We start from the raw sequence: 25,703 nt of genomic DNA, 5'->3' as shown, positions 1-25,703 counted from the left end.
GGTTGGAACGGGGGCTCGCGCAACCGTTCCAACCGCCCGCGCGCCTCAGCCGGCCGAGGCCCAGAGGTCGCGGACCGAGGTCCGCAGGTCCCGGCGCGGCGACCAGTCCAGGCTCAGCCGGGCGCGGGTGAGGTCGGCCGCGATCCAGTTCACCGCACCGGAACGGGCGGGCACCGGATCCGATTCGACGATCCGGCCGGTGAACCCGGCGGCCTCGGCGAGCAGGCCGACCGCCTCCCGGACCGGGACGGCCACCCCGCTGCCGACGTTGAGCACCGGATCGGGCCGGGACGCCGACAACGCGGCCTTGGCGACCGCGTCCGCCACGTCCCGCACGTCCACGAAGTCCCGGAAGGCCCCGAGCGGACCGAGCCGGATCTCCCGGCCGGGCACCTCCAGCGCCGACCGGACGGCGGTGGCCGCCCGGCCCAGGACGGTCCCGTCCGGCAGTCCCGCGCCGATCGGGTTGAACACCCGGAGCACCACGGCGTCGACCTTGCCCGCGGTGACCGCGGCGCGCACGAGGCTCGTGCCCGCCAGTTTGGTGATGCCGTAAGCCGCGACCGGGTTCGCGGGCGTGTCCTCGGTGACCGCCACGCCCTCGGGCACGACGCCGTACTCCGCCGCCGACCCGAGCACGACCAGGCGCGCGGACGGTGCCGCGGCCGGGATCGCGTCGAGCAGGCGGGCGGTGGCGGTCACGTTCGCCGCCACCAGGTCCGCGAGGGTCCCGTCGAGCAGACCGACGCAGTTGACCACCACGTCCGGCGCGGTGGTGGTCAGCAGGTCGGCGAGTTCGCCGGGACCGCCGGTCACCAGGTCGTGCCGCGCCCAGCCGACCGCGTCCGGGGCCGACCGCCCGACCCTGACGACCGCCGCGCCGTCAGGATGCGAGGACAGGGCACCGGCCACTTCCCGGCCGAGGTAACCGGACGCGCCGAACAGCAGCACCTTGCGCAGGGTCACGACACGGCTCCGAGCGGGGTCTTGTCCCGCACCCCGGGCAGCAGCACCGAGCGCACCTCCCCGAAGCATCTGTTGGCCTCGTCGTAGTCGTCCGGACGGCCGATGTCGAGCCAGTAGCCGTCGAACTCGAACGCGGCCGGGGCCGCTTCGCGCTCCAGCAGGTCGAGCACGAGGTCGTCGAGCCCGAACGGGACGTCCGCCGGGTACGGTTCGAGCGTCGCCCGCGACATCGCGTAGACGCCCATGCTGACCCCGTAGGACAGCTCCGGCTTCTCCACGAAGTGGACGATCCGGCCGCGCTCGGTCTCCAGCGTGCCGAAGTCGATCTTGACCTTGCGCCGGTAGGTGGCCACGGTCAGCGGGGCCCCGCTGGACATGTGGTGGGCGAGCAGGGCCAGGTAGTCCAGATCGGTGAGCACGTCGCCGTTCATCACCAGGAACTGCTCGGGCAGCCGGTCCAGGAAGTTGAGCAGCGGTCCGATCGTGGACAGCGGTTTGTCCTCCTCCGCGTAGTCGACCTCGATCTCCCAGCGCGAGCCGTCGCCCACGAACGCCCGGATCAGCGACCCGAGGTGGCCGATGGCGAGCGTGACGCGGTCGAACGAGTGGGCTCGCAACTGTTGCAGGATGATGTCCAGGATCGCGTACTCCTCGCCGATCGGGACCAAGGGCTTCGGCAACGCCGTGGTGTAGGGCCGTAGTCGCACTCCCTGACCACCGGCGAGTATCACCGCGTGCATTCGAGGTTCCCTTCTTCTCATCGGTAGTGCCGTACTTGCCCGACGCTCCGGCGGAGCGCCGTCAGCAGGAGGATCGACAGGGCCGCGCAGCACCCGAGGAACACCGGCACGTCGCCGTACCGGTCGGGTTCGCCGGCGGTGGCCTCCACCAGCACGACGTCCACCGGCAGCACCAGGGCCAGGCAAGCGGTGGCCCAGCCGGTGCCGCCGGTGCGGATCAGGACGAAGCCGAGGAAGAACGCCCCACCGAGCACGACGTGCGCGTCGATCAGCAACGCGCCGTGCACGGTCAGCGCGCCGCTCCACCGCAGGGCGGCGAGCAGCACCAGGGCCAGTGTCCCGAGCACGAGCAGGCAGGTGGCGAGTTCGCGCAGCAGCAGCCGCCACATCGCCCGGTCGAACAGCGCGGGCGACGCGCAGCGCCGCAGCAGCACGCCGGCCTGGTCGAACAGCCGGTGCACGCGCCACTCGACCGCCCCCATGCCGACCACGAGCGGCGTCACGCCCACCGCGAGGTCGACCGGTCCCATCACGTACCGGACGTCGGTGTGCAGCAGGAAAGCCGCGCACAGCGCCGCGTACGCCGTGCTGGGCAGCGCCCCCAGGGCCAGCACGCGGGCCGGCGGCACCTTGCCGGGGTCCTTGCCGCGCACCATGCTCGTCCGGTACGCGGCGGTCAGCGCGAGCGACACCGAGACCACGCCCGCCACCAGCACCGGCGGGACCATCTCGTCGGCGTAGCCGGCGATCAGGTGCAGCACGCCGAGCAGGCACGCGGGCAGCATCGCGGTCAGCAGCAGCACTTCCCGGCGGTGGAACAGCAGGATGCCGGAGGCGACCTGGAAACCGGTCTGCGCCAGCACGAACAGCACCACCTCGACGCCGCCGCCGTACCAGCGCAGGATCAGCAGCGCCCCGGCGAAGGCCAGCGCGAACCCGCCGCCGCCGAGCAGCACCAGCGTGCGCCCGGCCAGCCGGGCCGCGCCCGCGCCGGTCAGCCGGTGCCCGACCCAGCTGCTGCCCGCGCCCCACACCCAGCCGGCCGTCGTGGCGAAGACCAGGCCGCGCAACATGTCCGGCCCGCCGAGCACGCCGAACACCGCCGGGTAGACGGTGCTGGGCATGAGGTAGAGCAGGCCGTGCATGACGTCGGCCCACCACGGGCGCGCCGGCGCGGGCGGCGGCGGTTCGGGCTCCGAGTCGGGGGTGAGCAGCGGGTAGACGTGGTGGGCGAGGTCGAACACGTCGGCCATGCCGTACTCGTCGACCGCCGCCTCGTCGGTGACCCCCTGGCTCTCCAGCATCGCCGCCACCTGGAGTTCGTCCACGGGCTCGGGCAGCAGCGGCCGGATGTTGCCGACCAGGTCCTCCAGCGTCACCCGGACCTCCCGATGAGCACCAGTTCGGCGTAGCGGGCCTGGTAGCTGTCGTTCCAGCGCTGGAGGGTGAAGTGCTCCAGCACGCGCTGCCGCGCCAGGTCCCCCAGCCGGCGGCGCAGACCGCCGTCGGCGAGCAGTCGGACGCACGCCCGCGCCACCGCGACGTGGTCACGCGGCGGCACGACGAACCCGGCGTCCCCCACCGCTTCGGGCACGCCGCCGACGTTCGTGCAGACCGGCGGTCGCCCGGTCGACATCGCTTCCACGAGCGAGAACGGGAACCCCTCGGAGATGCTGGTGAGCGCGACGACGTGGCCGGCGTGGTAGGCGTCGACCTGGTTGGGCACCCGGCCCTCGAAGACCGCCGAGTCGGTCAGGCCGAGTTCCTCGACCAGCCGGACGCAGCCCGCGTGGTAGCCCTCGTTGGCGACGGTGACCGGGCCGAACATGCGCAGCCGGGCGTCCGGGATCTCGTCGCGCACCAACCGGAACGCCCGGATCAGCGTGTGCAGGTCCTTCAACGGGTCGATGCGGCCCACGAAGACGATCGTCGGCACGTCCGGTTCTCCCGACGCCTGCGGGAAGTCCTCCGGGTCGATGCCGTTGTACATGGTGTTCATCCGCGCCTCGTCCGCCCCGTTGCGCAGTTGCCAGCGGCGGTTGTAGCCGGAGTGCGGCGCGAGCATGTCGCAGCTGAGGTAAGCCGCGCCGGCCAGCGCCCGGTGGAACGCGAGCAGGACCTTCTTGACCCGCTGCGGCATGTCCTCCTTCACCACGGACAGGTAGCGCTCCCGGAGGTAGACACCGTGCTCCGACATGAGCATCGGTGTTCCGTACGCCCACTTCGCCGCCAGGCCCACCAGCGCGCTCAGCCCGTTCATCGCGAGGTGGCACACGTCGACCTTGATCGGCGGGTGGAACAGCGGCCGCAGCATGTGCTCCAGGAGGTCGGCCACCACGACCGCGTCCTGGAGCGGCAACGGTTCCCCGTACGCCTCGGCGGTCACGTCGACGATCCGGGACACGGCGTCGTTGGAGACCAGCGCCGCGCCCAGGTCGGCCGTGCGCGCGGCGTCGAACATCCCGCGCAACGCGGCCAGGAACGCTTCCGTCGTGCCGTCGGTGTGCGGGATGAAAGAACGCAGGAACGTCTCGTGCAGTTCGGCGAAGTCCTTCGGTTTCCGGCGCGCGCGGCGCCAGCGTCTGCCCCACAGCGGGAGGTTCACCACCTCCACCAGGTTGGCCGGCGCGGGCCAGGTCGGGCGCTCGGTGCCGTCGACGGTCAGCGCGACGACGGTGAACGCGTGCTCGGGCATCCCCCGGACGAGCTGGTCGCACCACAGGCTCACGCCGCCGGGGTGGAACGGGTAGGTGCCCTCCGAGATGAGCGCGATGCGGGTGCGGGTGTCCGGCAACGGTCTGGTCGTGGTGCTCGGCCGGAGCTGGTACGTGGTCATGCGGCGGGTCTCGTCTTCAGGACCACCCGGTTCCCGGCGGCGATGCCGACCCGGGACACGGTGTCCGATCCGTAGGATTCCGCCTCGTCCCCCGACCGCTGGTCGTCCTCGGTCGCGGACCGCGTCTCCAGTCCGGTCACGAACAGCGCGCCGGTCGTGGCGGGCGTGTAGGCGACCGTTCCGGCGACCCGGTTCCAGACCGCGTCCTCGCGCGCCGCGAGTTCCGCGAAGTGCGCGGTCCGCGCCTGCACGTAGCCCGCGAGCGACACCCAGTCCGGGTTCTTCAACGGCACCGAGAAGTAGGCGGCGTACTTCGCGACCGTCGCGTCGATCCAGTCGAACATGAGGCTGTGGCCCGGCTTGTACTCCCGGGCGTTGCCCTGGTGCAGGGTGTGCGCGTACACCGATCCGTCCATCACGTGCTGGGCGGCGATGTCGGCTTCGGTCTCGATGATCTCCTCGTAGGTCAGGTCGCGGTCGCCGTGCTCCCGGTCGGTGCCGTTGCGGCCGTAGGAGGCGTTGAACAGGGCGGTCTGCTCGTCGGGCTCGGTGGCCTCGAACGCGATCGACGTCGGCCAGTCCGGCACCACGAACACCTCGCGGCGCAACGGGTGCGCGACGCCGCAGTTGAAGCAGGCCGGGCGGTGCCCGGCGAAGGACATGTTGCCCTGCACGTACTTCACGCCCAGGTCGCGCGCGGCGTCGAGCAACTCCTGGTTGGAACCGCCGAGCCCGTAATCGGTCGGCGGGCCGGTGACGTCGGCCCGGTCCGGGTGGTAGACGCCCAGGCCGGAGTACTCCGGAGTCTTGAGCACGGTCGGCGGCACCGGGATCCCGGCCGACGCCGCGTACTCCAGGTTCCGCTCGATCTCGGTCCGGTTGACCGCGTACGGGGTGTCGTTCATCTGCGGGTGGTTCGCGGTGTGGTTGATCCACCGGAACTTGTCGACCAGGGACTTGGAGCAGCCGCTGAGCGAGTCCGGGCTGCCGGTCTCCTCGCACGTGGCGGGCGCGCCCGCGTCGAGTCGGCTGCCGTTGTAGGGCAGGTTGAGCCGGAAGCCGGCGGCCTGCGGGTGCTTCTCGGCCAGCCGGTCCTGCCCGGCGGCGGCCGCGACGGCGTCCCGGCCGTCGAGCCGGTACAGGCCGGTGCGGCCGTCCGGGTAGCGCCGCATGGTCACGTTGAACCAGTCGTCCACGTCCACCGAGAACCAGTGCCGCTGCTCGCCGAGCAGCACGCCCCTGGTCGCCCACCGGAGCAGTCCCTGGCCCAGCAGCAGTTCGGGGACCGAGCCGACGCCGGTGGAGAAGGTGATCGCGAGGCGTTCCCGGCCGTCGGAGGTGCGGACCAGCACCGCGACCACGTCGTCCCCGGCGGTCAGCAGGGGTTCGGCGGCGCAGCCCGGGGCCAGGCCCGCCCGGTAGAGGTAGGAGCCGGTGAGCGGGATCCGCAGGTCCGGCTTGAGGTAGTCGAACACCTTCCGGCCGGCGTCGGTCTGCGCGAGCGGCACCGGCGTGCCCTCCACCGCGCCCTCGCCCCGGGCGCGCAGGCAGTAGTCCTCGGGGTCGGTGCCCGGGGCGGTGTTCAGCGCGACCTGCCGGACCTGGTAGGTGCGCTCGTAGTCCCACAGCGCGTTCCACTGCGGACGGTCGAGCGCGGGGGTGAACTCGCCGTTCGGGTCCGCGCGCAGCAAGGCGTTGCCGGTCAACAGGATCGCGTTGTACCGGCCGATTCCCTCCGGCGTGGTCAGCCGTTGCGGCGTCACCTTCTCGGTGCCCGCGAACAGCACGTCGTAGGGCGTGCCGAAGCGGTCCAGGACCGAACGCCAGGTGTCCAGGCCGAAGTCGTCCGGCCCGGTGGCGATCACCAGTTGCCGCAACGCGACCAGATCGCCCCGACGCGCGGCCCCCGCGTCCGCGACTCGCACCGGGACCTCCTTCTTGACGGCGACGGGAACCGGCACGGGCACCGGTTCCGCTCCGCCCGAACCGTCGTCGATGGCCGGACTCGTCAGGGTGATCGCTGCGATCAGCAGTGCGACGACCATCAGCAGCGGGACGCGCGGAACGGAACCGGGCCGTAATCGGTTCATCGGCGCGGGACCGCCGTGGCCACGACCTTGCCGCCCGCGGTGATCGGCACCCGCGTGATGCGGTCCGTGCCGTAGCGGTCGGTCTCACCCGACGGCGCGGTCACGCCGGTCAGGAACAGCGAACCGGTGGTGGCCGCGGTCACCGTGACGGTGTTGTCGGTCCGGTTCCACACCGGGTCCCGCCGCGCGCCGAGTTCGGCGAAGTGCTGGGTGCGCGCCTTCACGTACTTGGCCAGCGCCGGCCAGTCCGGGTTGCGCAGCGGCACCTGGTAGCGCTCGCTGTACTTGGCCACGACCACCTTCAGCCAGTCGAAGGTGAGGCTGCGGCCGGACGAGTACTCCCGCAGGTTGCCCTGGTGCAGGGTGTGCGCGTAGGCCGAACCGGACATCACGTGGTGCAGCGCCACTTCCGCCTCGTAGGAGACCATCTCGTCGTAGGTCAGGTCGTGGTCGTGGAACGGGAACTTGCCCTTCGGCCCGTAGAAGCTGTTGTAGAACAACGTCTGCTCGGCGGGCGCGGTGGTGTGGTAGCCGATGTTGGTCGGCCAGTCCGGCACGACCAGCAGCTCCGGGCGCAGCGGGTGGTTGACCCCGCAGTTGAAGCAGCTCGGGACGTGGCTGGGGAACGACATGTTGCCGTGCAGGTAGCGCACGCCGACGTCGTAGGCCGCGTCGAGCATGGACTTGTTGGACTTGGCCAGGCCGAAGTCCGTCGGCGGGTCGGTGTCCGGGGCGTCCGGGTCCGGGTTGTACACGCCCAGGCCCGAGTAGGCCGGCGTCTTGAGCACGTCGGTCGGCACGGTCAGCCCGGCGTCGCGGCCGATCGTCAGGTTGTCGGCGATCTCGTCGTAGGTGGTGTCGTAGTCGGTGAAGTTCAGCTCCGGGTGGTTCACCGTGTGGTTGAGCCAGCGGAAGCTGCGCGACAGGCAGCGGGCGTAGCTGGTCAGCGCGTCCGGCGTGTCGGTGGCCGAGCAGCTCGACGGCGCTTCCTCGTCGATGCCGCTGCCGTTGAAGGGCAGGTTGAGGGTGAAGCCGGCGGCGAGCGGCGAGGTGCGCAGCGAGCGCTGCTGTGCCTCGGCGGACGCGATGTCGGTCCCGGTCATCCGGTAGCCCGGCTCGGTCTCCAGGTGTCCGTCCGGGTACAGGTGGTCGGTGGAGTTGAACAGGTCGTCCACGTCGACGTTGATCCAGTGCCGGGACTCGCCGAGCAGCACGCCCCAGGTGGCCCAGCGCAGCAGGCCGTAGCCGAGCAGGTCGGTCTGCGCCAGGTTCTGGTCGGAGGTGAAGGTCAGCGCGGCGCGTTCGCGCCCGTCGGTCGACGTGCTGGTCACGCCCACCACGTAGTCGCCGATCTTGAGCAGCGGGTCCGCCGCGCAGCCCGCCGCGAGCGTCGAGCGGTAGACGTAGGAGTCGGTGATCGGCACCGTGGCCGTCGTCTTGAGGTAGTCGAACACCTTCCCGCCGGAGGCGGTCAGCGTGGCGTTGAACTTCTGGTCCGAACCGCCTTCGACGCCGGGGCGCAGGCAGTAGTCCTCGGGGAAGGTGCCCCAGGAGGTGAACAGCGACGCCTGGCGGACCTTGTAGGCGCTCTCGTAGCCCCACAGGGCCTGCCACTCGGCGGTGTCGAACGCGCTGATGTAGTTCCCGGAGCCGTCCGGGTACAGCAGGGCGTTGTCGGTGAGCAGGATCGCGCTGTAGCGGCCGGTGCCGTCCGGGTTGACCAGCCGGGCGGCGGTCAGGGGTTCGGACTTGGCCAGCAGGACGTCGTAGGGGGACCCGGTCCGGTCGAGCACGGCCTTCCAGGTGGGCAGGCCGAAGTCGGCCGCGTCCAGGCCGATGACCAGGGGGCGCAGCGCGACCTTGTCGGTGGCGAGCGCCGGCGGCGCGAGCGTGGCGGCCGGGACGGGCCCGTTCAGCTCGGCGGTGGCAGCGGGTCTGGCGGGCTTCGGCCGGGCGACCTCGCCCAGGACGAGACCGTGCCGGTGGTGGTGCCCGCCTGCGGCGGCCGCGACCCCCGCGGTCGGGAGCAGCCCGGCGGCCACGACGACGAGCGTCGCCAGAAATGGCCGCAGCCGCTTCGAACCAACAGTATTCGAAACCAAGGCATAACCCTTTCAGGTAGCACAGAATCCCGCACCGTTGCGGTTTGCCAGGAGTCCACTCGGACCCTCTCGACCATCTTCTCCGGCCAACCCTCGCAGCTTGGGGGCCAACACCGGATGCACCTCCGGCGACCTTTTAGATCAACTCGATCGCCACATTTCCGGCCCCGGACGAGGCGGACAGGCGCCCTTCCGGGCACCTCCGCCGCGCCTCCGTCCGAGGAACCCGGGACATACCTCGAATAATGTAGACAGAGCCCTTCGGGCACGGGTACCGCGATTCGTGCGAAACACTATTTGCCTAGGAGTAGTCGACAGAGCGCCGAACGGCTCACGTCACAAGAACCACCCGGTCACTGTTCGACATATTATCCCCGTCACCTGGAATGGCCCGGCCACCTGCCCGGCCACCCCTGAATGTGAGCAACCCTCCTGCCCGGCACCCCGTTCTGATACGGAAAAGACCACGATCCGGCCGCCGCACAACGCGGGTCCAACGCGGTGCGGGCCGTCGTACGGTCTCAATCGGCGACCCCGGGCCGTGACCGCCCGGAACCCGGGCCGGCGGGGGTGCACGGCGCGTACACACCCGTTCACGACCGTTCACAGCATCACCGCAGGACAGCGGCCGGTTGAGACGCACCCGAAACGCGCCGCTGTCGCAGTACGTCCGGGCGACAAGCGCCGTCGACTGGGCCGGACGGTGGACGGACGGTGACCGCACCACCGGGCGAATCCGGATGACGCTAACATTTCGGGAGATCAACACACTTTCAGCGAACACATCCGTCGCAGTTTTCGGTAACGATCCGTGTTCAAAGGTGATAACAGAGCGTAGTGCCGGTGGTGATCCGCCGGCCGCGTGCCGCACCGGGCGGTCGTGCGAGAGGTGGACTTTACGTGACATACGCAGCCGAGATCAGTCGCGCCAACCCGTCCTGCATCGTGTTCCTGATCGACCAGTCCGCGTCGATGAGCGACCCGATCGGAGGCGGCGCGCGGCAGCGCAAGGCGGACGTGGTCAGCGACGCCATCAACCGGCTGCTGGCCGAGCTGAGCGTGAAGTGCGCGAAGGAGGAAGGCGTCCGGGACTACTTCCACATCGCCGCCATCGGCTACGGGCACACCGTCGGCCCGGCCTTCACCGGGCCGCTCGCCGGGCGCGAACTGGTGCCGTTGAGCCAGGTCGCGGACCAGCCGGCCCGGGTGGAGAAGCGGCTCAAGAAGGTCCCCGACGGCGCGGGCGGCCTGGTCGAGACGACCACCGGCTTCCCGGTCTGGGTGGACCCGGTGGCCAACGGCGCGACGCCGATGAGCCAGGCGCTGGCGCGGGCCGAGGCGCTGGTGTCGGACTGGGTCGGGCGGCACCCGGACTGCTTCCCGCCGATCGTGCTCAACCTGACCGACGGCGAGTCCACCGACGGCGATCCGACCAGCGCCGCCTGGTCCGTTCAGACCCACGTCAGTGCCGACGGCGCGGCGCTGCTGTTCAACCTGCACGTGTCCGCGACCAACGCGGTCCCGGTCACCTTCCCGGACAGCGACGTCGCACTTCCCGACGCCTACGCCCGTTCGCTGTTCGGCATGTCCAGCGTGCTGCCGCCGCACATGCGCTTCTACGCGTTGCAGCAGGGGGTGGCGGCCACCGAAACGACCCGGGGTTTCGTCTACAACGCCGACATCACCTCGATCGTCCAATTCCTGGACATCGGCACCCGCGCGACGGACCTGCGCTGACCAGCGGTATGTACACCTCCTCCCTCCGCGCGCCCAAACAGGGCAACTCATTGCGGGAATGCGAGGACGCCCGGTGCGTCCGGCCCGGGTCCGCCCCGGACGAGTGGCTCGCCGAACCGGTCTACGCGGCCGTGGCGGACGGAGCTTCGGAGAGCCTGCTCGCGGGCGAGTGGGCGGATCTGCTGGCGGGTTCGGTGGTGGCCTCGGCGCGGTCGGACGAAGAAGTCCTGCGGGACGCCGGGGTTTTCGCGACCGCACTGGTCGAGGCCGGGCGGGCGTGGCGGGAATGGCTGGCCGAGTACGTGGCCGGGCGCGAGGCGGACGGCCGCCCGATCGCCTGGTACGAGCAGCCCAAGCTCGACCGGGGGCCGCATTCGACCGTGCTCGCCGCGCGGTTCGCCGCGGATTCGGCGCACCGCACCCGGTGGCACGCCGCCGCGCTGGGCGACAGCTGCCTGTTCCACACCCGGGACGACCGGCTGCTGCGCGCTTTCCCGGTCGAGGCGTCGGCGGAATTCGACAACTCGCCGGGACTGGTCAACGCGTTCAACCGGGACCACGCGCTGCTGGCGCGGCACGTCCGCACGGTTTCGGGCGAAGCCGAGCAGGGCGACCAGTTCTTCCTGTGCACCGACGCGCTGGCCGCGTGGTTCCTCCGCGAGGCCGAGCGCGGGCAACGGCCGTGGCAGGTGCTGTGCGAGTTCACGCCGCAGGCCGATCTCGACGGATTCCAGGGGTGGTTGGAGAAGGTGCGCGCGGAGGGGGCGATGCGCAATGACGACGTCACGGTCGTTCACGTGGACCTCGGATGACGAACCCGCGCGCGCGTTCCCGTCCGGCGCGACGTACGTGGAGGCGTTGCAGAACACCGCGTTGTGCTTTCGCGGCACCGAACTCGCGGGCGCCCAGGTCCGCTTGGACGGGTTGGGCCGGCCCCGCGCCATCTCCGGCAACTTCGCGAGCGTCTTCTCGCTGACCGCCGCCGACGGCACCCGTTACGCGGTCAAGTGCTTCACCCGGGAAGTGCGCGAGCAGGCGGTCCGCTACCGCGCGATCGGGGAGCACCTGGCCGGGCTGGACGACGACTGGACCGTCGGTTTCGACTACCTCGACCGGGGAATCATGGTCGAGGGCACCTGGTACCCGGTGCTGCGGATGGAGTGGGTGGAGGGCGTCGGCCTGATCCGCTGGATCGAGCGGCACACCGGGGACCCGGTCGCGCTGTCCGGACTGGCCGACCGGTTCGCGACCCTGGTGTCCCGGTTGGCCTCGGCGGGCGTCGGGCACGGCGACCTCCAGCACGGCAACATCCTCGTCGGCGAGGACGGCTCGGTGCGGCTGGTCGACTACGACGGCGTGTACGTCCCGGCGCTGGCCGGTCTGGCCGCCGTCGAGACCGGGCACCGCAACTACCAGTCGCCCGACCGCACGGCGGCCGACTTCGGCCCGGAGATCGACCGGTTCTCATCCTGGGTGGTCTACCTGTCGCTGGTGGCGCTGGCCACCGATCCCTCGCTGTGGCACCAGTTGCGCGACCAGGACGCGGAGAACCTCCTGCTCGCGGAGTCCGATTTCGCCGACCCGGCGACGTCGTTCCGGCTGTCCACCCTGACCGGCCACCCCGACCCCCGGCTGAGCGGTCTGGCCGGGCGGTTCCGGGAAGTCCTGCTGCACCACCGGGCCGATCCCCCGCCGCTGGAGCCGCTCGACGACACCACGCCGGCCGCCGTCGCGGTGTCCGGCCGCGCCTTGCCGTCGTGGCTGGCCGAGCGCGTGCAGGCGCACCTGCCCGCCCCGCCGCCGCCTGCCCGGTTCGACCGGAGGGCACCGCTGCCCGCCGCGTTGACGTGGTTGCTGCTGGTGCTGCTGCCGCTGGGGGTCCCGACCGCGCTGCTGGTGGAGCCCGCCGTCGCCGCCGTGGACCTGGCCGCGGTGCTCGCCTGGGGCGCGGCGACGGCGACGGACTACCGCCGCCGCCCCGAACGCCCGCAGGCCCGTGCCGCGCGCGCCGAGCGCAAACAGCTCCACGACGCCCGCCAAGCCGCCGCCACCCGCACCGCGTGGCTGGAACGGGAGAGCCGGCAGATGGCGCGGACCGCGGACGAGCTCAAGGCCGATCAGGACTTCCGGCGGCGGACCCTCCAGCAGCGGCACAACGAACGCCGCAGCGCGCACCAATCGGCCGTGCGGCAACACCTGTCGCAGATCGACCGCGAACGGCAGGCGTCCGCGACCCGGATGCACCTGGAGGAACAGCGGCTGTTGACCTTGCGGCAGAAGGAACACCTGCGCACGTACCTGTCGAGGTTCCCGGTCCGCAACGCGGGCGTCGACGGCATCGGGCGGACGCTGACGGCCAACCTGGCCGCCGTGGGCATCCGGACCGCCGCGGACTTCGTCGGCGTCAGCTACGCGGTGCAGGGCGCGAACCGGGTGGCGGTCTTCGTGCTGGCCAACGGGCAGGGCGTGCGGGCCGCCGGGGTCGGCGAGGTCAAGGCGGCGCGCATCGACCAGTGGCGGGCGAACCTGACCACGATCGCGGCGAACAACCGGCCGACCGAGCTGGACCCCGCCGAGCTGCGGGCGATCAAGGACCGGTTCACCGCCGAGAAGGCGGCGCTGGACGCCCAGTACGCGTCGGTGCGGGAGAACGCCGAGGTGTCCACCCGGGCGCTCCAGGCGGCCCTGCGCCAGGAGCAGGCCGACCTGGCCGAGCAGCTCAAGGCCGCCAACGCGGCCACCGTCCGGACCAGGGTGGAGCACGACCGGCTGGTGGCCGAAGCCGCCGTCGTGCTGGAGCGCGCCCACCGGGCCGTCGCCGAGAGCACCACGCGGGCCGACGTGTACCGGGCCATCACCTTCGGGCACTACCTCCGCTTCCTGCTCACCGGAGGCCGCTGAGCGGGGGGCGTCAGCCGAGCACCTCGGCGAAGTCCTCGGCGTAGCCCAGGAACAGCGTGTCGACGCGCGCCGCCGACTCGCCGAGTTCCCGCCAGGAGTCCGCCGCCTGTTCGGCCCACCCGTAGAGGTGGACCAGGTCGGCGACCAGGCCGAGCCGGGCCGGCCCGTCGCGGAGGAACCCCAGCCAGGACGCGCCGATGCCGAAGAACCGGTAGCCGTGGCGCTCGTGCAGCCGGCGGATCACGGCGTGGTTCTGGAAGACGTCCCAGTCGGCGCTGAAGTAGCCGTTGGGCAGGCCCGCGATCAGCAGGTCGTCGCGCGGCACCGGCAACCGCTGCACGTAGACGACCTCGTCCAGCACCGCCTCGGGCCGCCGGTTCACCGCGACCAGGGCGTCGACGTCGGACGCGGTCGTGGCCAGCGTGCCGGCCAGGGAGTCCCACGTGGACCGCAACTCCGGGTCTTCCAGCTTCGCGACGACGTGCCGCAAGCGTTGTCGTTCGTACCCGGGGAGGTCGCCGTCCTCGTCGAACGGCACCTCCAAGCGGGTGTCCTCCATCGCGTGACCGCTGGTGTAGCAGCACTGGGCGAGACTGTCGAGCGTGCACAGGTAGCGCGCCTCGGGATCGTTGCGGCGCAGGGAGGAGACGACTTCCAGCACATCGGGGAGCGAGGTCACCGCGGAGAGGCGGGTGTGGCTGAAACCGTCGACCGGCCGGAACGGACCGGGGAGGCGGGCGTCGTGGACGTGCACGGCACCGCACACTACCGCGTCACCGCACCGAGGTACGGGGCCTGCCGCGACCCGCCACGAGGTCGTCGTGCGGGACGTCCCGCAGCCGGGTCCGACGCCGGCGCACCGCCCAGGCGGAGCCGAGCACCAGCGCGACCGCCAAGCAGCCCGCCGCCACCCACCACGCCCAGACCACCGCGTCCGACACCGCCACCACCGCGTTCGTCGTCGCGGCCATCACCAGGCCCGCCAACGAGAACCGCATCACCGAGTCGTCGCCGCTCTCCGTCCCACCCATTGTTCCCCCCGTCCCATCACCGGCTGTATCGGCGGACGGGGCCGACCGGTTACAGGTCGGGACCTACGTCCTCGCCACGACCTCGCGCACGGCCCTGCCGCGCCGGCCGCCGGCGGGGCATCGTGGGGGCATGGACAACCTGGTCATCCCACCCGTGCTCCCGGTGGTCGTGGCGACCGGGCGGACACCGCACGACGACTCCGCGCGGCGCTGGGCCGCCGAACACGCCCGGCTCACCGACGCGCCGCTGGTACCGCCTCCGCCGGACGGGACGACTTCGCCACCGGGCGCGGGCCTGCTGGTCCTGGCCCAGGCCGGCAGCGGCCCGACGTGCGCGGACCGGCACGTGCCGGCGCTGGTCGACAACGCCACGTGCGACGTGGTGGTGGTGCGCGGCGCACCGTCGCCCGCGCACCACCGGGTCACCGCGCTGATCACCGGCACGGACGACGACACCGTGCTCAGGCGGGCCGCCGTGCTGGCCGGGCAGCGGGGCGCGGCGCTGCGCGTCCTGCACGCCTCCCCGCCGCTGCCCGTGCGGGCCGACGCCCCCGAGTGGCCGCTGGCCCACGCCGACCGCGTGCTGCGCGGCGTCCGGCACACCTCGATCCTGGCCCGGATGCACCCCACCGAGGCGATCGCCCGCTACGCCGACACCGACCTGCTGGTCGTGGCCGGCTCCGGCCCCACCACCCGCGCCGCGCTGCACCACGCGAGGTGCCCGGTCTACGTGGCCCGCCGCACCCCGGCGGAATCCCACCCCGCCGACCCGCACCACGAGCCCGTCGCCCTCCCCCGCCAACCGGCCTCCCTCGACCGTGAGCGCGGGCGCGCCACGCCGCCCCCGGCGGGCGGGATCGGCGGAGGATCGCCACGGCGTTGAGGTCGCGGCCGGCGGCGAAGTCCGATCACGTGGGCCGCAGTGCGTCGTCGGCGCGCAGCAGCAGGCCGGTTCCGCACCGGCCATGCCACCCGCCCTTTTAGTCCACAATGGACACTCGATCGCCGCCCTCGGCACCACTGGCGGAAACTTCCCCTGCCCCACCTGAGCGCAAGCCCCCACCGTGCTCGCATGGGCAACGGGAAGCGCGACGACGTGCCACCGCCGACACGCGGCCCGGCCGACCGGGACGAGGCGGGCCGGCTGCCCGGTGCCGGCGACGCCCCCCTTCGGCCGGCTCGGCGACGCGCCACCCCGCTCCCCGCTGCGCAAGGAGTTCTGGTGGGCGTTCGCGGTGACGGCCGGGGGTGCCGCGGTGAGCCTGGCCCACCCGGTGGCCGGGCTGTTCCTGGCGCTCGGGATGCTGCCGATCGTGGTACCCCTGGGCATCGCCGCGCGGAGCCGGGCCCGGGGTGTGGTGCGGGTCGACGTGGAACCCGGTGCCGCGCGGCGGATCACCCTGGTCCGGGCGGACGGCCGGGTGGCCACCCACTCGCTGGACGAGGTCGTCGCGCTGCGCCTGCTGCGGCTCGGCTACGACCCCGACGACCTGCCGGCCGCACTGCACCGCGCCTGCCCCGACGCCAGGACGCTGCCCCTACCGGGACCGGCGGCACGTCCTCACCCCGGACTGAGGCTCACCGCGCGCTGTCCGGGCAGCGGTCCGCGTAGTCGACCTCCGGCGACGGGAAGCGCTCGGACAGCTCGCCGATCAGGTACTCGCACCGCGGGCCCGCCGCGACGTCGCGGGTGTTGTCCAGCCGGAAGATGCCGATGCTGCGGTTGGGCGACCCGGCCCGGCTGCCGTCGAAGCGGACGATCCCGGTCGTGCCCTGGAACTCGAACGCCGGTTCGCGCAAGCGCTGCGCGACCTCGGCGCGGTGCGGTGCGGGCTGCCCGGCGTCGACCTGCTTGCGCACCTGGTCGAACGCCTCGAAGAGCAGGTCCGCGCTGTCGAACGACGCCGCCAGGCGCTCGCCGGGCCACGGCATGTCGGAGGTCCGCACGCCCTCCTGGTACGCGGTCCGCATGGTCGAGCAGAAGATCCGCAGCTTGACGTTGTCGTCGTAGAACCGGCTCTGCGGCGAGTTCGCGGCGGGCGGCTCGGACACGCACGAGCGGCCCGTCAGCGGCACGAGGCCGCCCATCGAGATGTACCGGATCGGCAGGCCGTCGAAGTCCGCCTTGTCCCGCTGGGTCCGGCTCGCCACGAACCGGGACACCGAGTCGTCCGCGACGATGAGCGGGATGTTCGCCGCGCTGCCGCACTTCTTCGTGGCGGCGAGGAAGGCGCCGAACTCCGACTCGCGACCGCCGTAGAACGCGATCTCCTCCCGGCCGGGCGGCGCGGTGCGGCACACCGCGGAGGGCGGCGTCGAGATGTCCGTCCGCACCACCGCGATCGTCGGGTCCTGCCGGAACCGGGTCTGGACCTCCTCGGCGAGGGTCTGCACGTAGCCGTCCTGGCGGGCGTTGTCCGGGTAGTACAGCGTGACCTGGCCGACGGCCCGCGCCCGCGCGTAGTGGAACAGGACGTCGGCCTGCCGCCGGTTGCCCGGCGCGAGCTGGAAGTACAGCGGCGACCGGTCGGGCAGCCGGGTCCCGGTCAGCGAGGTGGTGATCGTCGGGACGCCCTGGCGGCCGAGCCCGGTGATGGCCGCTTCGGTCGCGTCGACCGTCCGGCCCAGGCCGAGCACCGCCAACGCGGCGTTGTCGTCGCGGAACAACGGCGCGACGAACCGGTCCACGACCTCGGGGGCCCTCGCCATCGCCGCGCCGGCGTTCGCGACGACCACCCGCAGCAGCGGGGCGTCCTTGGCCTGGTTGTCGCGCAGGTAGCGCTGGTAGAGCCGGATCCCCTCCAACTCCTCGGCGGTGGCCGCGTCGGTCTCGGAGGTCGGCTCGGGGTAGGTCAGCCCGGCCAGGTAGACGACCGTGAGCAGCGGGCGGCCGGACTGCCCGGCGACCTCGCGGGCGGTGCGGTTCTCCCCGAACACCCGCCGCTGCGCGTCGAGCAGCACGTCGCTCGCGGTGAACAGGTAGTCGGCGGTGTCGCTGTAGCCGACGCACTCGAAGTCGCCGGGTTGGATCTCGACCGGTTCGACCCGCACGCCCGCCGGCTCCACGGCCGGGCAGTGCGCCTTGTCGCGCAGTTCGAGCAGGCGCGCCTCGTCGGCGGAGGGCACGGCGGCCATCCGGAACGCGAACGCCGCCCCGGCGACCAGGACGGCGACCACGGCGGTGATCAGCGCGCGGCTGGTCAACCGGGGCGCGCGGCGCGGGCGCAGGATGCCGGGGGCGTTCCAGGCCGTGCGGTCCCGGCGGTCGTGGCCGTGCGCGTCGGCCGGGGGCAGGCGCAGGAACACGTACCGGGCGTCACGGGCCAGCAGCTGCCGGCGGACCGGCAGCGACCGCTCCCACGCCTCCAGCCCGCGGTCGGCCTCGTCGGCGGGCACCGGCCACACGCCGAACGCGGAGGCGATCGAGCCCGACCGGGGGCCGTCCGCGACCACCAGCAGCGGGTCGGGCTCGCCGGTCTCGTTGCGGACCGCGTTGATCAGCCGCAGCAGCTCGCCGCCCTCGTTGTCGGCGGTCACGTTGTCCAGCAGCGCGATCACGTACGAGGTGTGCCGCCACCCGCGCCGCCGGGGCAGCAGCCGGCGGGTGCGCCGCCGGTAGGCCAGCCGCAGGTCTTCCAGGAACGCGTGCACCAGCAGCTTCTTGAGCTGCTCGGCGTTCTCCGACGCCCGTTCGCCCAGCGTGAGCCGTTCGGCGAAGCCGAGGAAGTCCGAGGAGTGCCTCGGCACCATGTACGGCTGGCCGCGCATCAGCCAGCGGGTCTCCTGGGCCAGCCCCGGCACGCGCTCGCCGATCCAGCGGAACCCCAGCACCGGCCCCAGCCACAGCACCAGGCGCAGCACGAGCTGGGCGGGCCCGCTCGGGGCGAGCTTGACCGCCGCCTCGGTCAGCCCCTGGTCCGGGACCAGCTCGGGCCGGCCCACCCAGGACCGCAGCAGCTGCATCACCCGGTGCCGGTCGTCGCGGCCCCGGCGCGGCGGCAACCGGTGCCCGGCCAGCCACTCGACCAGCCGGTAGTGGTCGAACCGGCTGACCCGGCCGACCCCGAACCGGTCGGCGGCCAGCCGCACGGCGAGTTCGTCCAGCAGCGCGAGCATGGGCGGTTCGCGCACGGCCCCGCCGTCGGCGTGCTCCGGGTCGGCGGCGGGGCCGGTGGGCAGCGCCGCCACGTCGACCAGCGTGTGCGGGATCTGCGGCACGGGCGCGGCGTCCAGCACCCGCGCGACGGCCGCCGGGAAGCCCTCCGCGCCGGGTTCGTGGTCCAGGCACAGCAGGGGCAGCGCGCGTTCGCCGCGCAGCACCTGTCCGGACTGCCGCCGCACGAACCGGCGCGGGCGCTCGGCCAGCCGGGTGATCACGTCGAGCAGCGTGCGCAGGCCGGTGAACGCGCGCGGGTCCGGCGCCCCATTTCCCGGTGCCGCAGATTCCACCATGCCCGGACAATCGTCGCCGAATCGGGAAACGTGACAACCCGAGCAATTCCGCCGCCCCTTCGCAACACCTCCGCAGAATTGCGGAGGAATCGACGGGTGAAAGCGGATTCCGCACCGGGGGACCCGTGCCGCCGACCGGACGGGCGGTCACCGGCGCGCCGGCGCGCGTTGCTCCGGACCGAACCCCGCGCCGCCCCGATCGGCCCAGCGGCACCGCACCGGCGCGGCACGTCCGGTGATCGGGCGGGGCCGTTCGGGTGCCATGTCGCGCACCCGCGCATCGCCGATGATCTCTTGTGGCACAGTGGCTTTCCACGTCAGCGGACACGAGCGCGGGAGGCCGCCATGCCGGATCTGGTCGACCGGGTGCGCGCGGTGGTCCCCCTGCTGCGGGCCAACGCCGAGCGCTGCACCGAGGGCCGCCGCGTCCCCCGGGAGAACCTCGACGCGCTGCGCGCGACCGGGATCTACCGCGCGGGCCTGCCCCGCCACTTCGCCGGCCTCGAATGCGACATGCGGAGCAAACTCGCCGCCCTGGTCGAAATTGGTCGCGGCTGCGGTTCGACGTCCTGGGTGTCGGCCATCTACACCGACGCCGCGTTCCTGCTCACCAAGTTCCCCGACGACGTGCAGGACGAGGTCTTCGCCGACCCGGACGCCTTCCACACGGCGACGCTGGCCCTGCCCGGCCGGGCGGTCGCGGTGGCCGGCGGGTACGCCGTGTCCGGCCGCTGGCCGTTCAACAGCGGCTGCCTGGCCGCCTCCTACCTGCTCCAGCCGGCCGTGGTCGAGGGCGGCGAACCGACCCACTTCCTGATCCCCGCCCGCGACCTGACCGTCGAGGACGACTGGTACGTCAGCGGCATGGAGGGCACCGGCAGCAACACCGTGTCCGGCCAGGACGTGTTCGTCCCGGACCGGTTCGCCATCCCGACCGCGCGGCTGCTGGACCAGAATCAGCTCAGCGAGCGCAACGCGGCGGCGGGCTTCTTCCGCCACCCGTCGCTGCCCTACCTGCTCACCAGCGCCGTCGCGACCTTCCTCGGCCTGGCCGAGGCCGCCTACGAGCACTACCTGGACCGGCTCCCCCGCCGCGGCCAGGTCGCCTACACCCCCTACGCCGCGCACCGCGACGCGCCGGTCACCCACCTCCAGGTCGCCGAGGCCCGGATGAAGATCGACTCCGCCCGGCTGCTCGCCGAGCAGGCCGCCGGGCTGATGGACGACCGCGTCGCCACCGGCGTGCTCACCGACCGCGCCGACCGGGCCAGGATCTGGGGTCTGGTCGGCTACGCGTCGAGGCTGTGCACCGAGGCGGTCGAGGCGCTGCGCCTGGGCTCGGGTGCGTCGGGCATCGCCACCAGGCACCCCATCCACCAGGTCGCCCGGGACATCCAGGCGCTGGCCACGCACGCGATCATGGTCCCCACGACGGGCATCGAGCACTACGGGCGCGCGCTGTGCGGGGTCGAACCGAGCACGCCGCTGCTGTAGCCGGTCAGCGGCCGGCCGGCACGTCGGCCCCGGCCCGTTCGACCAGGTCCCAGGCCGCCTCGTAGGAGCGTTGCACGAACGTGCTGCCCACGGTCGGCCCGGCGTTGGCCAACGCCACGAACGCGGTCCCGGACTGCGGGCCGAACGCGAGGAACCCCGTGCACCCCCTGGTCGCGCCGGAGTGGAACAGCAGGTCCTGGCCCGACCGGTGGCGCAGGTTCCAGATCAGGCACACCTCGTGGTCGCCGGCCGACGCCCTCGGCCGCGCGACCACGGCCAGCGCCGCCGCCAGCGGCGTGCCGGCCGGGACCAGGGCGTGCGGGTCCAGGTGGGCGGTCAGGAAGCGCAGCAGGTCGGCCGCCGACGAGCGCAGCGCGCCGGCCGCGACCAGGCCCGGCATCTCCCACGGCGGCCGGGCCCGGCCCCGCAGGTGCCCGGTGACCTGCGGGGACAGGTCGGTGCCGGTGTCGAGCAGGCCCAGCGGGCGCAGCACGCGCGCGGCCAGCAGGTCTTCGTACGGCCGGTCGGCCACGTGCGACAGCGCCCACCCCAGCAGCGCCGCGCCGTAGTTCGAGTAGCGGTACCGGCCGGGCGGTCGGGTCCGGGTCCGGCGCACCGACTCGGCCAGGTCGGCCAGGCCGAAGGTGCGGTAGGGGTTGGTGCGCCAGCGCGGCACCGCCGAGCGCAGCAGGCCGGGCGGCAGCCGAGGCAGGCCGGAGGTGTGCGTGGCCAGGCCCTCCAGGGTCACCTCGCGACCCAGCCCGGGCGCGGCGCCGGGCGGCAGGTACCGCCGGACCGGACCGGCCAGGTCGACCTCGCCCCGCGCGGCCATCTCGGCCAGCAGCAGGGCGGTGAACGTCTTGGTCAGCGAGCCGATCTCGAAGCGGGAGCGGCCGGTCAGCGGACGCGGGCGCGCCCGGTCGGTCGTGCCGCCGACCAGGACCCGGTCCCGGCCGGCCGAGCGCACCGCGACGGCGACCCCCGTCACGCCGCCGGCGGCGGCGGGCAGGTGCCCGACGAGTTCCCTCACGCGCCCCTGCCGAGCAGGCGCGACAGGGCCACCGTGCCCGCGACGGCCGCCACCACGGCGGTGTGCTGGTGGGCGTGGTAGCGCTCGCGCGCGTCGCCCTCCACCGGCTCGGCGTCGCGGGGCACCAGCCCGTCGGCGTGCTGGAGACCGGCGAACAGCTCCCACTCCGCCGGGTCGCACCGCGCCTCGGGCAGCGACGCGCTCACGATCAGCAGCTCGCCGAGCAGGTCCCACTGCCCGGCTTCGGCCCACACCTCGAACCACACCGGCAGCCAGTCCGCCAGGTACTCGGCCACGTCCGCCGGCACGTCCTGCGGCCGCGCGCCCCAGTCGGTGATGTGGAACATGGCGTGCGTCATCTGGTAGGCCGTGTACCAGTCCAGCGCCCAGGGCTGCGGCGTGCGGCCCAGCCACGTCTGCCGGAACATCGCCGCCCAGTCGTCGTCCCGGGCGACGCCGACCACGCGGTGCGCGTTGGCGATGGCCAGCCGGCGGTTGGGCAGCACCTCGGTCATCGCGTCCGCCGCCGACCCCACCTCGATGATCTGCTCCAGCGCCGCGTGGTGGAAACCGGTGCGCGCGTGGTGCGAGTAGGTCTCCAGCGGGTCGGTGATCACCGCGTGCCGGAGCTGTCGCTCGTAGAGCAGGTCGCCGCGGCGGAGCTGACCCCAGGTGAAGTCCATCAGCTCGCGGGCGGCCAGCAGCTCGGCGGTACCGGCCACGCCGTCGCGCAGCACCAGCGACGCCGCCAGCGCCAGCTCGCACAGCGGTTTGTAGACGTCGTCCGGGTCGTTGATGTTGGAGTTGACCTCGTCCTCGAACGCGCCGTGCAGCCGGTTGGCGTGCAGCCAGCCCAGAGCGCCCGCCGTCACGTCGTGGGCGAGGCGGGCGACGGTGGTCATGCGGCCTCCACGAGGTGGCGTGCGACGGTGAGGTCGAGCAGGCGGCGCGGCTCCGCGCCGAGCCGCACGCCGACGTGCCCGATGAGCAGCGCCGGGTCGAGCGGCAGCCGCACGCCCGCGGCGTGCAGGAAGGCGACCCAGCGGGCCAGTCGGCTCGCGGTGCCGAAATCGCGGCGCAGCACGGTGCGCACCGCGCCCCGGCACAGCGCCAGCGGCTGCGCGGCGATCGCGTCCACCACGGGCCCGGTCGCGCCGGGGTAGGCCGACGACGACAGCTGCGCCACCGCCACCGACCACTTCGACCAGTTCTCCGCCGACCCGAGCACGGCCACCGGGTCCTCCGGCGTCGCGATCGGCACGTCACCGGAGAGCCGGGCCAGTTCCCGCGCGGTCGTCCAGTCGCACCACGCCATCACCCGCTGCTCCGGGGTGGCCGGCGCGACCACCGGAGGGAAGACCTCCAGGGACGCGGCGACCACTTCGGCGTCCTCGGGGCTCAGGGGGCGGTCCAGCACCACGTGCGGCAGGAAGACATCCGCACCCACCAACCGGACCGCCCCCAAGCCGCTGGTCGTGTCGGCACACGAGTCCACGAACTCGGCCAAGCCCACGCTGCCGCTGCCGCGCAGCGCGCCCAGCACATGATCGGCCAGGTGCGCGGCACCGCGCACGCAGGACGATGCGTCCACGAACCCTCCTACCGTCGACGATCAGCACTTGCGGATGTTCAGGAACCCGCGCGGGTTCCCGCGTGCGCTACTTGCGCGGCTCCTTCGGTGTCGAGGGCGAGGCGACGAGCAACAAGCCCAGCAGGAGCGCACCGGCCGCGTTCGGCTCGGGCAGCGGCGGGTCCGCGACGACGGACTCCGGCTCGATCATCAGCGTGCTCAGTTCCGCGACGTCCGCCGGCGTGGCAACCGGGCGGACCAGGGTACGAACGGACATTTGAGACCTCCTCCGGTTGGAGCACCGGGGTGCTCTTCGCACCGGTGCCCCGTGAGCGCTTGCCAGCCGAGTGCAGCACAGCTCCGGCACATCCGTCCCGCCGGCGACTCGGTTTCCGGCCCCTACCACCCGTGTAGGTGACAACGGCCTACCCGGAGGAGTCCACTCCCCCAAGGACTTCACCCTCCGGAGCCGCACGTGCCTGGGAGCGCTTCTCGTGCGCCGCAAGGAACTCCGGTCCGCCCGCCGGCCGCCGTGCCCGGAACTTCCCTGGTGCGCCGCACAGGCACGGCCGGCGGGCACGAGAGCCGGCGGTCTTCCGCTGACGTGTCAACAACTCCCGCGTGGACACCCCGGGCAGTTCGCCCGATTACGGACCTGCGTCGGGCGTGACGACGGTGGTGGCGAGGGAACGCAGACGTCCGGCGCTGAGCCCGAACATCGTGCGAAAGGAGTCGCTGAAATGCGCAGAAGACGAGAACCCGGCCTCGATCGCCGCCGTGGTGAAGTCTTTCCCGGCGCTGACGGACGTGGCGACGTGGAGCATTCGCGCCCACAGCCGGTAACGACGGAAACTCGTTCCGGTGTGGGCGGTGAACAGGTGCTGGAAGCGCGACACCGACAGGTTCACCGCGCCGGCCAGTTCCGCCGCCGTCAACCGCCCGCCGTCCACGGCGCGCAGCAACGCGAGCGCCGTGCGGATCCGCTCGTCCCGACCGTCGGCGGTGGCCCCGATTCCCAGCAGGCGCAACGGGTCCGGCGCGACGGCGTCCCGGATTCGTTGCGCCAGGACAGCTTCGTCCTCGTGGTCGGACCGGATCGCGGTGCCGACGCGGCCGGTCATGCGGTCGCCGGCCCGCAGCACCCAGGCCGATCCGGGGTCGACGTAGGCGAACACCATCCGGCCGGTCTCGGAGATCAGCCGGTGCCGGGTGCGGGGCGGGATCAGGGCGCTGCGGACGTGCCGCTCCACCGCGCCCACCCGGAGCGTGAAGGGCCGGTCGACCCCGAGCGCGAAGCAGTGCACCGAACCGGAGTGCTCCCTCAACCTCGGCGACGGCCCGTGGTAGGCGGCGCAGCCCTGGCGGACCCAGACCGTCGCCCGGTCGCGGGTGGAGCACGTTTCTGGAAGCGCCGGACCGGTCACGCCAGGCATCCTCACACACGACGAGAGGAACGCACATGTGGAACACGGTTGCCCTGTCGGCGGTTGCGGCTTTCTTCCTCGCCATGGGCTGCTACGCGCTCGCCGCCCCGGCGGCCCTGATCCGCCCGTTCCGCATCACCGCCGACTCGCCCGAGAGCCGGTCCGAGATCCGGGCCGTCTACGGCGGTTTCGGCGTCGCCATCGCCGCGGTGCTGGTCTTCGCCCAGTTCCACGGCGGCGGACTCCGACAGGGCGTCACGCTGACCGTCGCCTGTGCGTTGGCGGGCATGGCGGTCGGCCGCGTGCTCTCCGGCCTGGTGGACCGGCGCACCGCGTTCTACCCGGTGTGGTTCTACTGCGGCGTCGAGGTCGTGGCGGCCGGGGTGCTGGTGCTCGTCACGTGAGCGCGGCGGGATCCCGGTGGCGGTGCGGACGTCCGTCCGCGTCGAAGGTGAGCCAGGAGCCGTCGCCGAGCGCCCGGAAGTCGTAGGCGGTGCTGGACGGGGTGTCGAGCGTGCCGCGCGCTTCGCCGGTCGCGGGGTCGACCAGGTGGTGGCGGAACCACCCCCCGTCCTCGGTCTCGCCGGCGACGGCGACCACGGCGGTGCCGCCGTCGAGGAAACCGCCCGCCCACTCGAAGCACGCGTCGTCGGGATCGTGGCCGAACTCCGCCACGCCGAACCGGGACACCTCCTCGCCGTCCGGGAAGCTGTGGACGACGACGTCCAGCTGGGAGTGGTCGACGGTCATGAACCGGCTGCCGTCCGGTGCGAGGCCGACGAGGATCCGGTCTGCCCACGGGTAGGTGACCAGGTCGAGCGCGTCGCCGTCGAGACGTCCCCGGTACACCCGCACGCCGTCCTGCCCCTCCCCGACGACCAGCAGCACGTGGACACCGTCCGGGTGCGCGAAGTGCTGCCCGCCGTGCCCTTCGGAGTCCAACGCCACCCGCGCCCGCACGGCGCCGCTGGACGCGTCCAGGACGACCCACTCGTCCACGCCGGCACCGCGCCCGGCCATCGCCTCCGGCCGGTACAGCCACACCGAGCGCCCGTCCGCCGAGAACGCGCAGTCCGCCGCGCAGTGGTAGTGCCGACGCACGACGGGGCCGAAGTCGAGCCGCCACGACACCGCGCCGGCCCGGTCGACGCACACCGTCCCGCCGTCCGTGGTGTACACCGCCCGGCTGAGATCCGCCGCTGCGGCGTGGCGCACCGGCACCACCCCGCCGTCCACCGGGAACACGGCGGTCCGCCCGTCCGGGAACCCGTGGGCGTGCAGGGAACCGGCTGCGAAGAACGTCACCACGTCGAGGTCGCTCACGTCCCGG

Annotated in this window: 21 protein-coding genes; 6 read left to right on the top strand and 15 right to left on the bottom strand. The window is 72.9% G+C overall.

Annotated features, from left to right (window positions below):
• Window positions 1-45: 45 nt before the first annotated feature.
• Genes AC0HI0_RS03535 through AC0HI0_RS03510 form a run of 6 tightly spaced genes read right to left on the bottom strand, consistent with a single transcriptional unit; the run spans window position 46 to window position 8,674 of the window.
• A complete protein-coding gene (locus tag AC0HI0_RS03535) occupies window positions 46-966 on the bottom strand; it encodes an NAD-dependent epimerase/dehydratase family protein (protein WP_480930787.1) in 921 nt (306 codons plus the stop codon).
• A complete protein-coding gene (locus AC0HI0_RS03530) occupies window positions 963-1,706 on the bottom strand; it encodes a nucleotidyltransferase family protein (protein ID WP_480930786.1) in 744 nt (247 codons plus the stop codon). Before AC0HI0_RS03530 ends, AC0HI0_RS03535 begins: the two co-directional genes overlap by 4 nt.
• A gap of 17 nt (window positions 1,707-1,723) precedes the next feature.
• The gene (locus AC0HI0_RS03525) at window positions 1,724-3,085 is read right to left on the bottom strand and encodes a hypothetical protein (RefSeq protein ID WP_480930785.1); all 1,362 of its coding nucleotides are present in this window, start codon (window positions 3,083-3,085) and stop codon (window positions 1,724-1,726) included.
• Window positions 3,082-4,542, bottom strand: a complete 1,461-nt coding sequence (gene pelF / locus AC0HI0_RS03520; RefSeq protein WP_480930784.1) for a GT4 family glycosyltransferase PelF — start codon at window positions 4,540-4,542, stop codon at window positions 3,082-3,084. Before pelF ends, AC0HI0_RS03525 begins: the two co-directional genes overlap by 4 nt.
• Complete coding sequence (locus AC0HI0_RS03515) at window positions 4,539-6,632, bottom strand: Agd3-related carbohydrate-binding protein (RefSeq protein WP_480930783.1); 2,094 nt, start codon at window positions 6,630-6,632, stop codon at window positions 4,539-4,541. Before AC0HI0_RS03515 ends, pelF begins: the two co-directional genes overlap by 4 nt.
• Window positions 6,629-8,674: an Agd3-related carbohydrate-binding protein gene (locus AC0HI0_RS03510; RefSeq protein WP_480930782.1), complete on the bottom strand. Its 2,046-nt coding sequence runs from the start codon at window positions 8,672-8,674 to the stop codon at window positions 6,629-6,631. Before AC0HI0_RS03510 ends, AC0HI0_RS03515 begins: the two co-directional genes overlap by 4 nt.
• A 960-nt stretch (window positions 8,675-9,634) precedes the next feature.
• Between AC0HI0_RS03510 and AC0HI0_RS03505 the strand changes: the two genes are divergently transcribed.
• Genes AC0HI0_RS03505 through AC0HI0_RS03495 form a run of 3 tightly spaced genes read left to right on the top strand, consistent with a single transcriptional unit; the run spans window position 9,635 to window position 13,372 of the window.
• On the top strand, window positions 9,635-10,471 hold the full coding sequence (locus tag AC0HI0_RS03505) for a VWA domain-containing protein (RefSeq protein WP_480930781.1): 837 nt from the start codon (window positions 9,635-9,637) through the stop codon (window positions 10,469-10,471).
• An 8-nt stretch (window positions 10,472-10,479) separates the two neighbouring features.
• Entirely contained in the window at window positions 10,480-11,283 is an 804-nt protein-coding gene (locus tag AC0HI0_RS03500; RefSeq protein ID WP_480930780.1) for a protein phosphatase 2C domain-containing protein, read from the top strand.
• A complete protein-coding gene (locus AC0HI0_RS03495; RefSeq protein ID WP_480930779.1) occupies window positions 11,246-13,372 on the top strand; it encodes a protein kinase family protein in 2,127 nt (708 codons plus the stop codon). Before AC0HI0_RS03500 ends, AC0HI0_RS03495 begins: the two co-directional genes overlap by 38 nt.
• Window positions 13,373-13,382: 10 nt before the next feature.
• Here AC0HI0_RS03495 and AC0HI0_RS03490 read toward each other — a convergent pair whose 3' ends face one another.
• Window positions 13,383-14,126: a hypothetical protein gene (locus AC0HI0_RS03490; RefSeq protein WP_480930778.1), complete on the bottom strand. Its 744-nt coding sequence runs from the start codon at window positions 14,124-14,126 to the stop codon at window positions 13,383-13,385.
• Between the two features lie 19 nt (window positions 14,127-14,145).
• The gene (locus AC0HI0_RS03485; RefSeq protein WP_480930777.1) at window positions 14,146-14,403 is read right to left on the bottom strand and encodes a hypothetical protein; all 258 of its coding nucleotides are present in this window, start codon (window positions 14,401-14,403) and stop codon (window positions 14,146-14,148) included.
• A gap of 130 nt (window positions 14,404-14,533) precedes the next feature.
• On the opposite strand from AC0HI0_RS03485, the gene AC0HI0_RS03480 reads away from it, so the two are divergent.
• Window positions 14,534-15,286: a universal stress protein gene (locus AC0HI0_RS03480; RefSeq protein ID WP_480930776.1), complete on the top strand. Its 753-nt coding sequence runs from the start codon at window positions 14,534-14,536 to the stop codon at window positions 15,284-15,286.
• Between the two features lie 695 nt (window positions 15,287-15,981).
• Here AC0HI0_RS03480 and AC0HI0_RS03475 read toward each other — a convergent pair.
• Window positions 15,982-18,855, bottom strand: coding sequence for a type 1 periplasmic-binding domain-containing protein (locus AC0HI0_RS03475; RefSeq protein ID WP_480930775.1), 2,874 nt, complete (start codon window positions 18,853-18,855; stop codon window positions 15,982-15,984).
• Window positions 18,856-19,200: 345 nt separating this feature from the next.
• Here AC0HI0_RS03475 and AC0HI0_RS03470 point away from each other — a divergent pair, with 345 nt between their 5' ends.
• Window positions 19,201-20,349, top strand: coding sequence for an acyl-CoA dehydrogenase family protein (locus AC0HI0_RS03470; protein WP_480930774.1), 1,149 nt, complete (start codon window positions 19,201-19,203; stop codon window positions 20,347-20,349).
• A 4-nt stretch (window positions 20,350-20,353) separates the two neighbouring features.
• On the opposite strand, the gene AC0HI0_RS03465 is transcribed toward AC0HI0_RS03470, so the two are convergent.
• The 5 genes from AC0HI0_RS03465 to AC0HI0_RS03445 all read right to left on the bottom strand — a co-directional run bounded on the left by AC0HI0_RS03465 (window position 20,354) and on the right by AC0HI0_RS03445 (window position 24,373).
• Window positions 20,354-21,379, bottom strand: a complete 1,026-nt coding sequence (locus tag AC0HI0_RS03465) for a serine hydrolase domain-containing protein (protein ID WP_480930773.1) — start codon at window positions 21,377-21,379, stop codon at window positions 20,354-20,356.
• Entirely contained in the window at window positions 21,376-22,281 is a 906-nt protein-coding gene (locus tag AC0HI0_RS03460) for a DUF6895 family protein (protein WP_480930772.1), read from the bottom strand. The genes AC0HI0_RS03465 and AC0HI0_RS03460 overlap by 4 nt, the downstream gene beginning before the upstream one ends.
• Entirely contained in the window at window positions 22,278-22,970 is a 693-nt protein-coding gene (locus tag AC0HI0_RS03455) for a hypothetical protein (RefSeq protein ID WP_480930771.1), read from the bottom strand. The genes AC0HI0_RS03460 and AC0HI0_RS03455 overlap by 4 nt, the downstream gene beginning before the upstream one ends.
• 67 nt (window positions 22,971-23,037) lie before the next feature.
• Window positions 23,038-23,226 (bottom strand): hypothetical protein, encoded by a 189-nt coding sequence (locus AC0HI0_RS03450; protein WP_480930770.1) that lies wholly within the window; start codon window positions 23,224-23,226, stop codon window positions 23,038-23,040.
• A gap of 370 nt (window positions 23,227-23,596) precedes the next feature.
• Window positions 23,597-24,373 (bottom strand): helix-turn-helix domain-containing protein, encoded by a 777-nt coding sequence (locus AC0HI0_RS03445; protein ID WP_480930769.1) that lies wholly within the window; start codon window positions 24,371-24,373, stop codon window positions 23,597-23,599.
• 35 nt (window positions 24,374-24,408) lie between these two features.
• On the opposite strand from AC0HI0_RS03445, the gene AC0HI0_RS03440 reads away from it, so the two are divergent.
• Window positions 24,409-24,777, top strand: a complete 369-nt coding sequence (locus AC0HI0_RS03440; RefSeq protein ID WP_480930768.1) for a DUF4345 domain-containing protein — start codon at window positions 24,409-24,411, stop codon at window positions 24,775-24,777.
• Here AC0HI0_RS03440 and AC0HI0_RS03435 read toward each other — a convergent pair.
• A complete protein-coding gene (locus AC0HI0_RS03435; RefSeq protein WP_480930767.1) occupies window positions 24,770-25,696 on the bottom strand; it encodes a hypothetical protein in 927 nt (308 codons plus the stop codon). The genes AC0HI0_RS03440 and AC0HI0_RS03435 overlap by 8 nt on opposite strands.
• Between the last annotated feature and the right edge of the window lie 7 nt (window positions 25,697-25,703).

It is taken from the genome of Saccharothrix sp. NBAS 001, from assembly GCF_056640475.1.
This window is presented reverse-complemented; position numbering and strand designations above follow the sequence as displayed.

What these genes read in the sequence shown, in the direction of transcription:
- AC0HI0_RS03530 (WP_480930786.1), bottom strand. Translation starts at nt 1,706, where the DNA reads ATGCACGCGGTGATACTCGCCGGTGGTCAGGGAGTGCGACTACGGCCC.
- pelF (WP_480930784.1), bottom strand. Translation starts at nt 4,542, where the DNA reads ATGACCACGTACCAGCTCCGGCCGAGCACCACGACCAGACCGTTGCCG.
- AC0HI0_RS03515 (WP_480930783.1), bottom strand. Translation starts at nt 6,632, where the DNA reads ATGAACCGATTACGGCCCGGTTCCGTTCCGCGCGTCCCGCTGCTGATG.
- AC0HI0_RS03500 (WP_480930780.1), top strand. Translation starts at nt 10,480, where the DNA reads ATGTACACCTCCTCCCTCCGCGCGCCCAAACAGGGCAACTCATTGCGG.
- AC0HI0_RS03495 (WP_480930779.1), top strand. Translation starts at nt 11,246, where the DNA reads ATGACGACGTCACGGTCGTTCACGTGGACCTCGGATGACGAACCCGCG.
- AC0HI0_RS03485 (WP_480930777.1), bottom strand. Translation starts at nt 14,403, where the DNA reads ATGGGTGGGACGGAGAGCGGCGACGACTCGGTGATGCGGTTCTCGTTG.
- AC0HI0_RS03480 (WP_480930776.1), top strand. Translation starts at nt 14,534, where the DNA reads ATGGACAACCTGGTCATCCCACCCGTGCTCCCGGTGGTCGTGGCGACC.
- AC0HI0_RS03475 (WP_480930775.1), bottom strand. Translation starts at nt 18,855, where the DNA reads ATGGTGGAATCTGCGGCACCGGGAAATGGGGCGCCGGACCCGCGCGCG.
- AC0HI0_RS03470 (WP_480930774.1), top strand. Translation starts at nt 19,201, where the DNA reads ATGCCGGATCTGGTCGACCGGGTGCGCGCGGTGGTCCCCCTGCTGCGG.
- AC0HI0_RS03460 (WP_480930772.1), bottom strand. Translation starts at nt 22,281, where the DNA reads ATGACCACCGTCGCCCGCCTCGCCCACGACGTGACGGCGGGCGCTCTG.
- AC0HI0_RS03450 (WP_480930770.1), bottom strand. Translation starts at nt 23,226, where the DNA reads ATGTCCGTTCGTACCCTGGTCCGCCCGGTTGCCACGCCGGCGGACGTC.
- AC0HI0_RS03440 (WP_480930768.1), top strand. Translation starts at nt 24,409, where the DNA reads ATGTGGAACACGGTTGCCCTGTCGGCGGTTGCGGCTTTCTTCCTCGCC.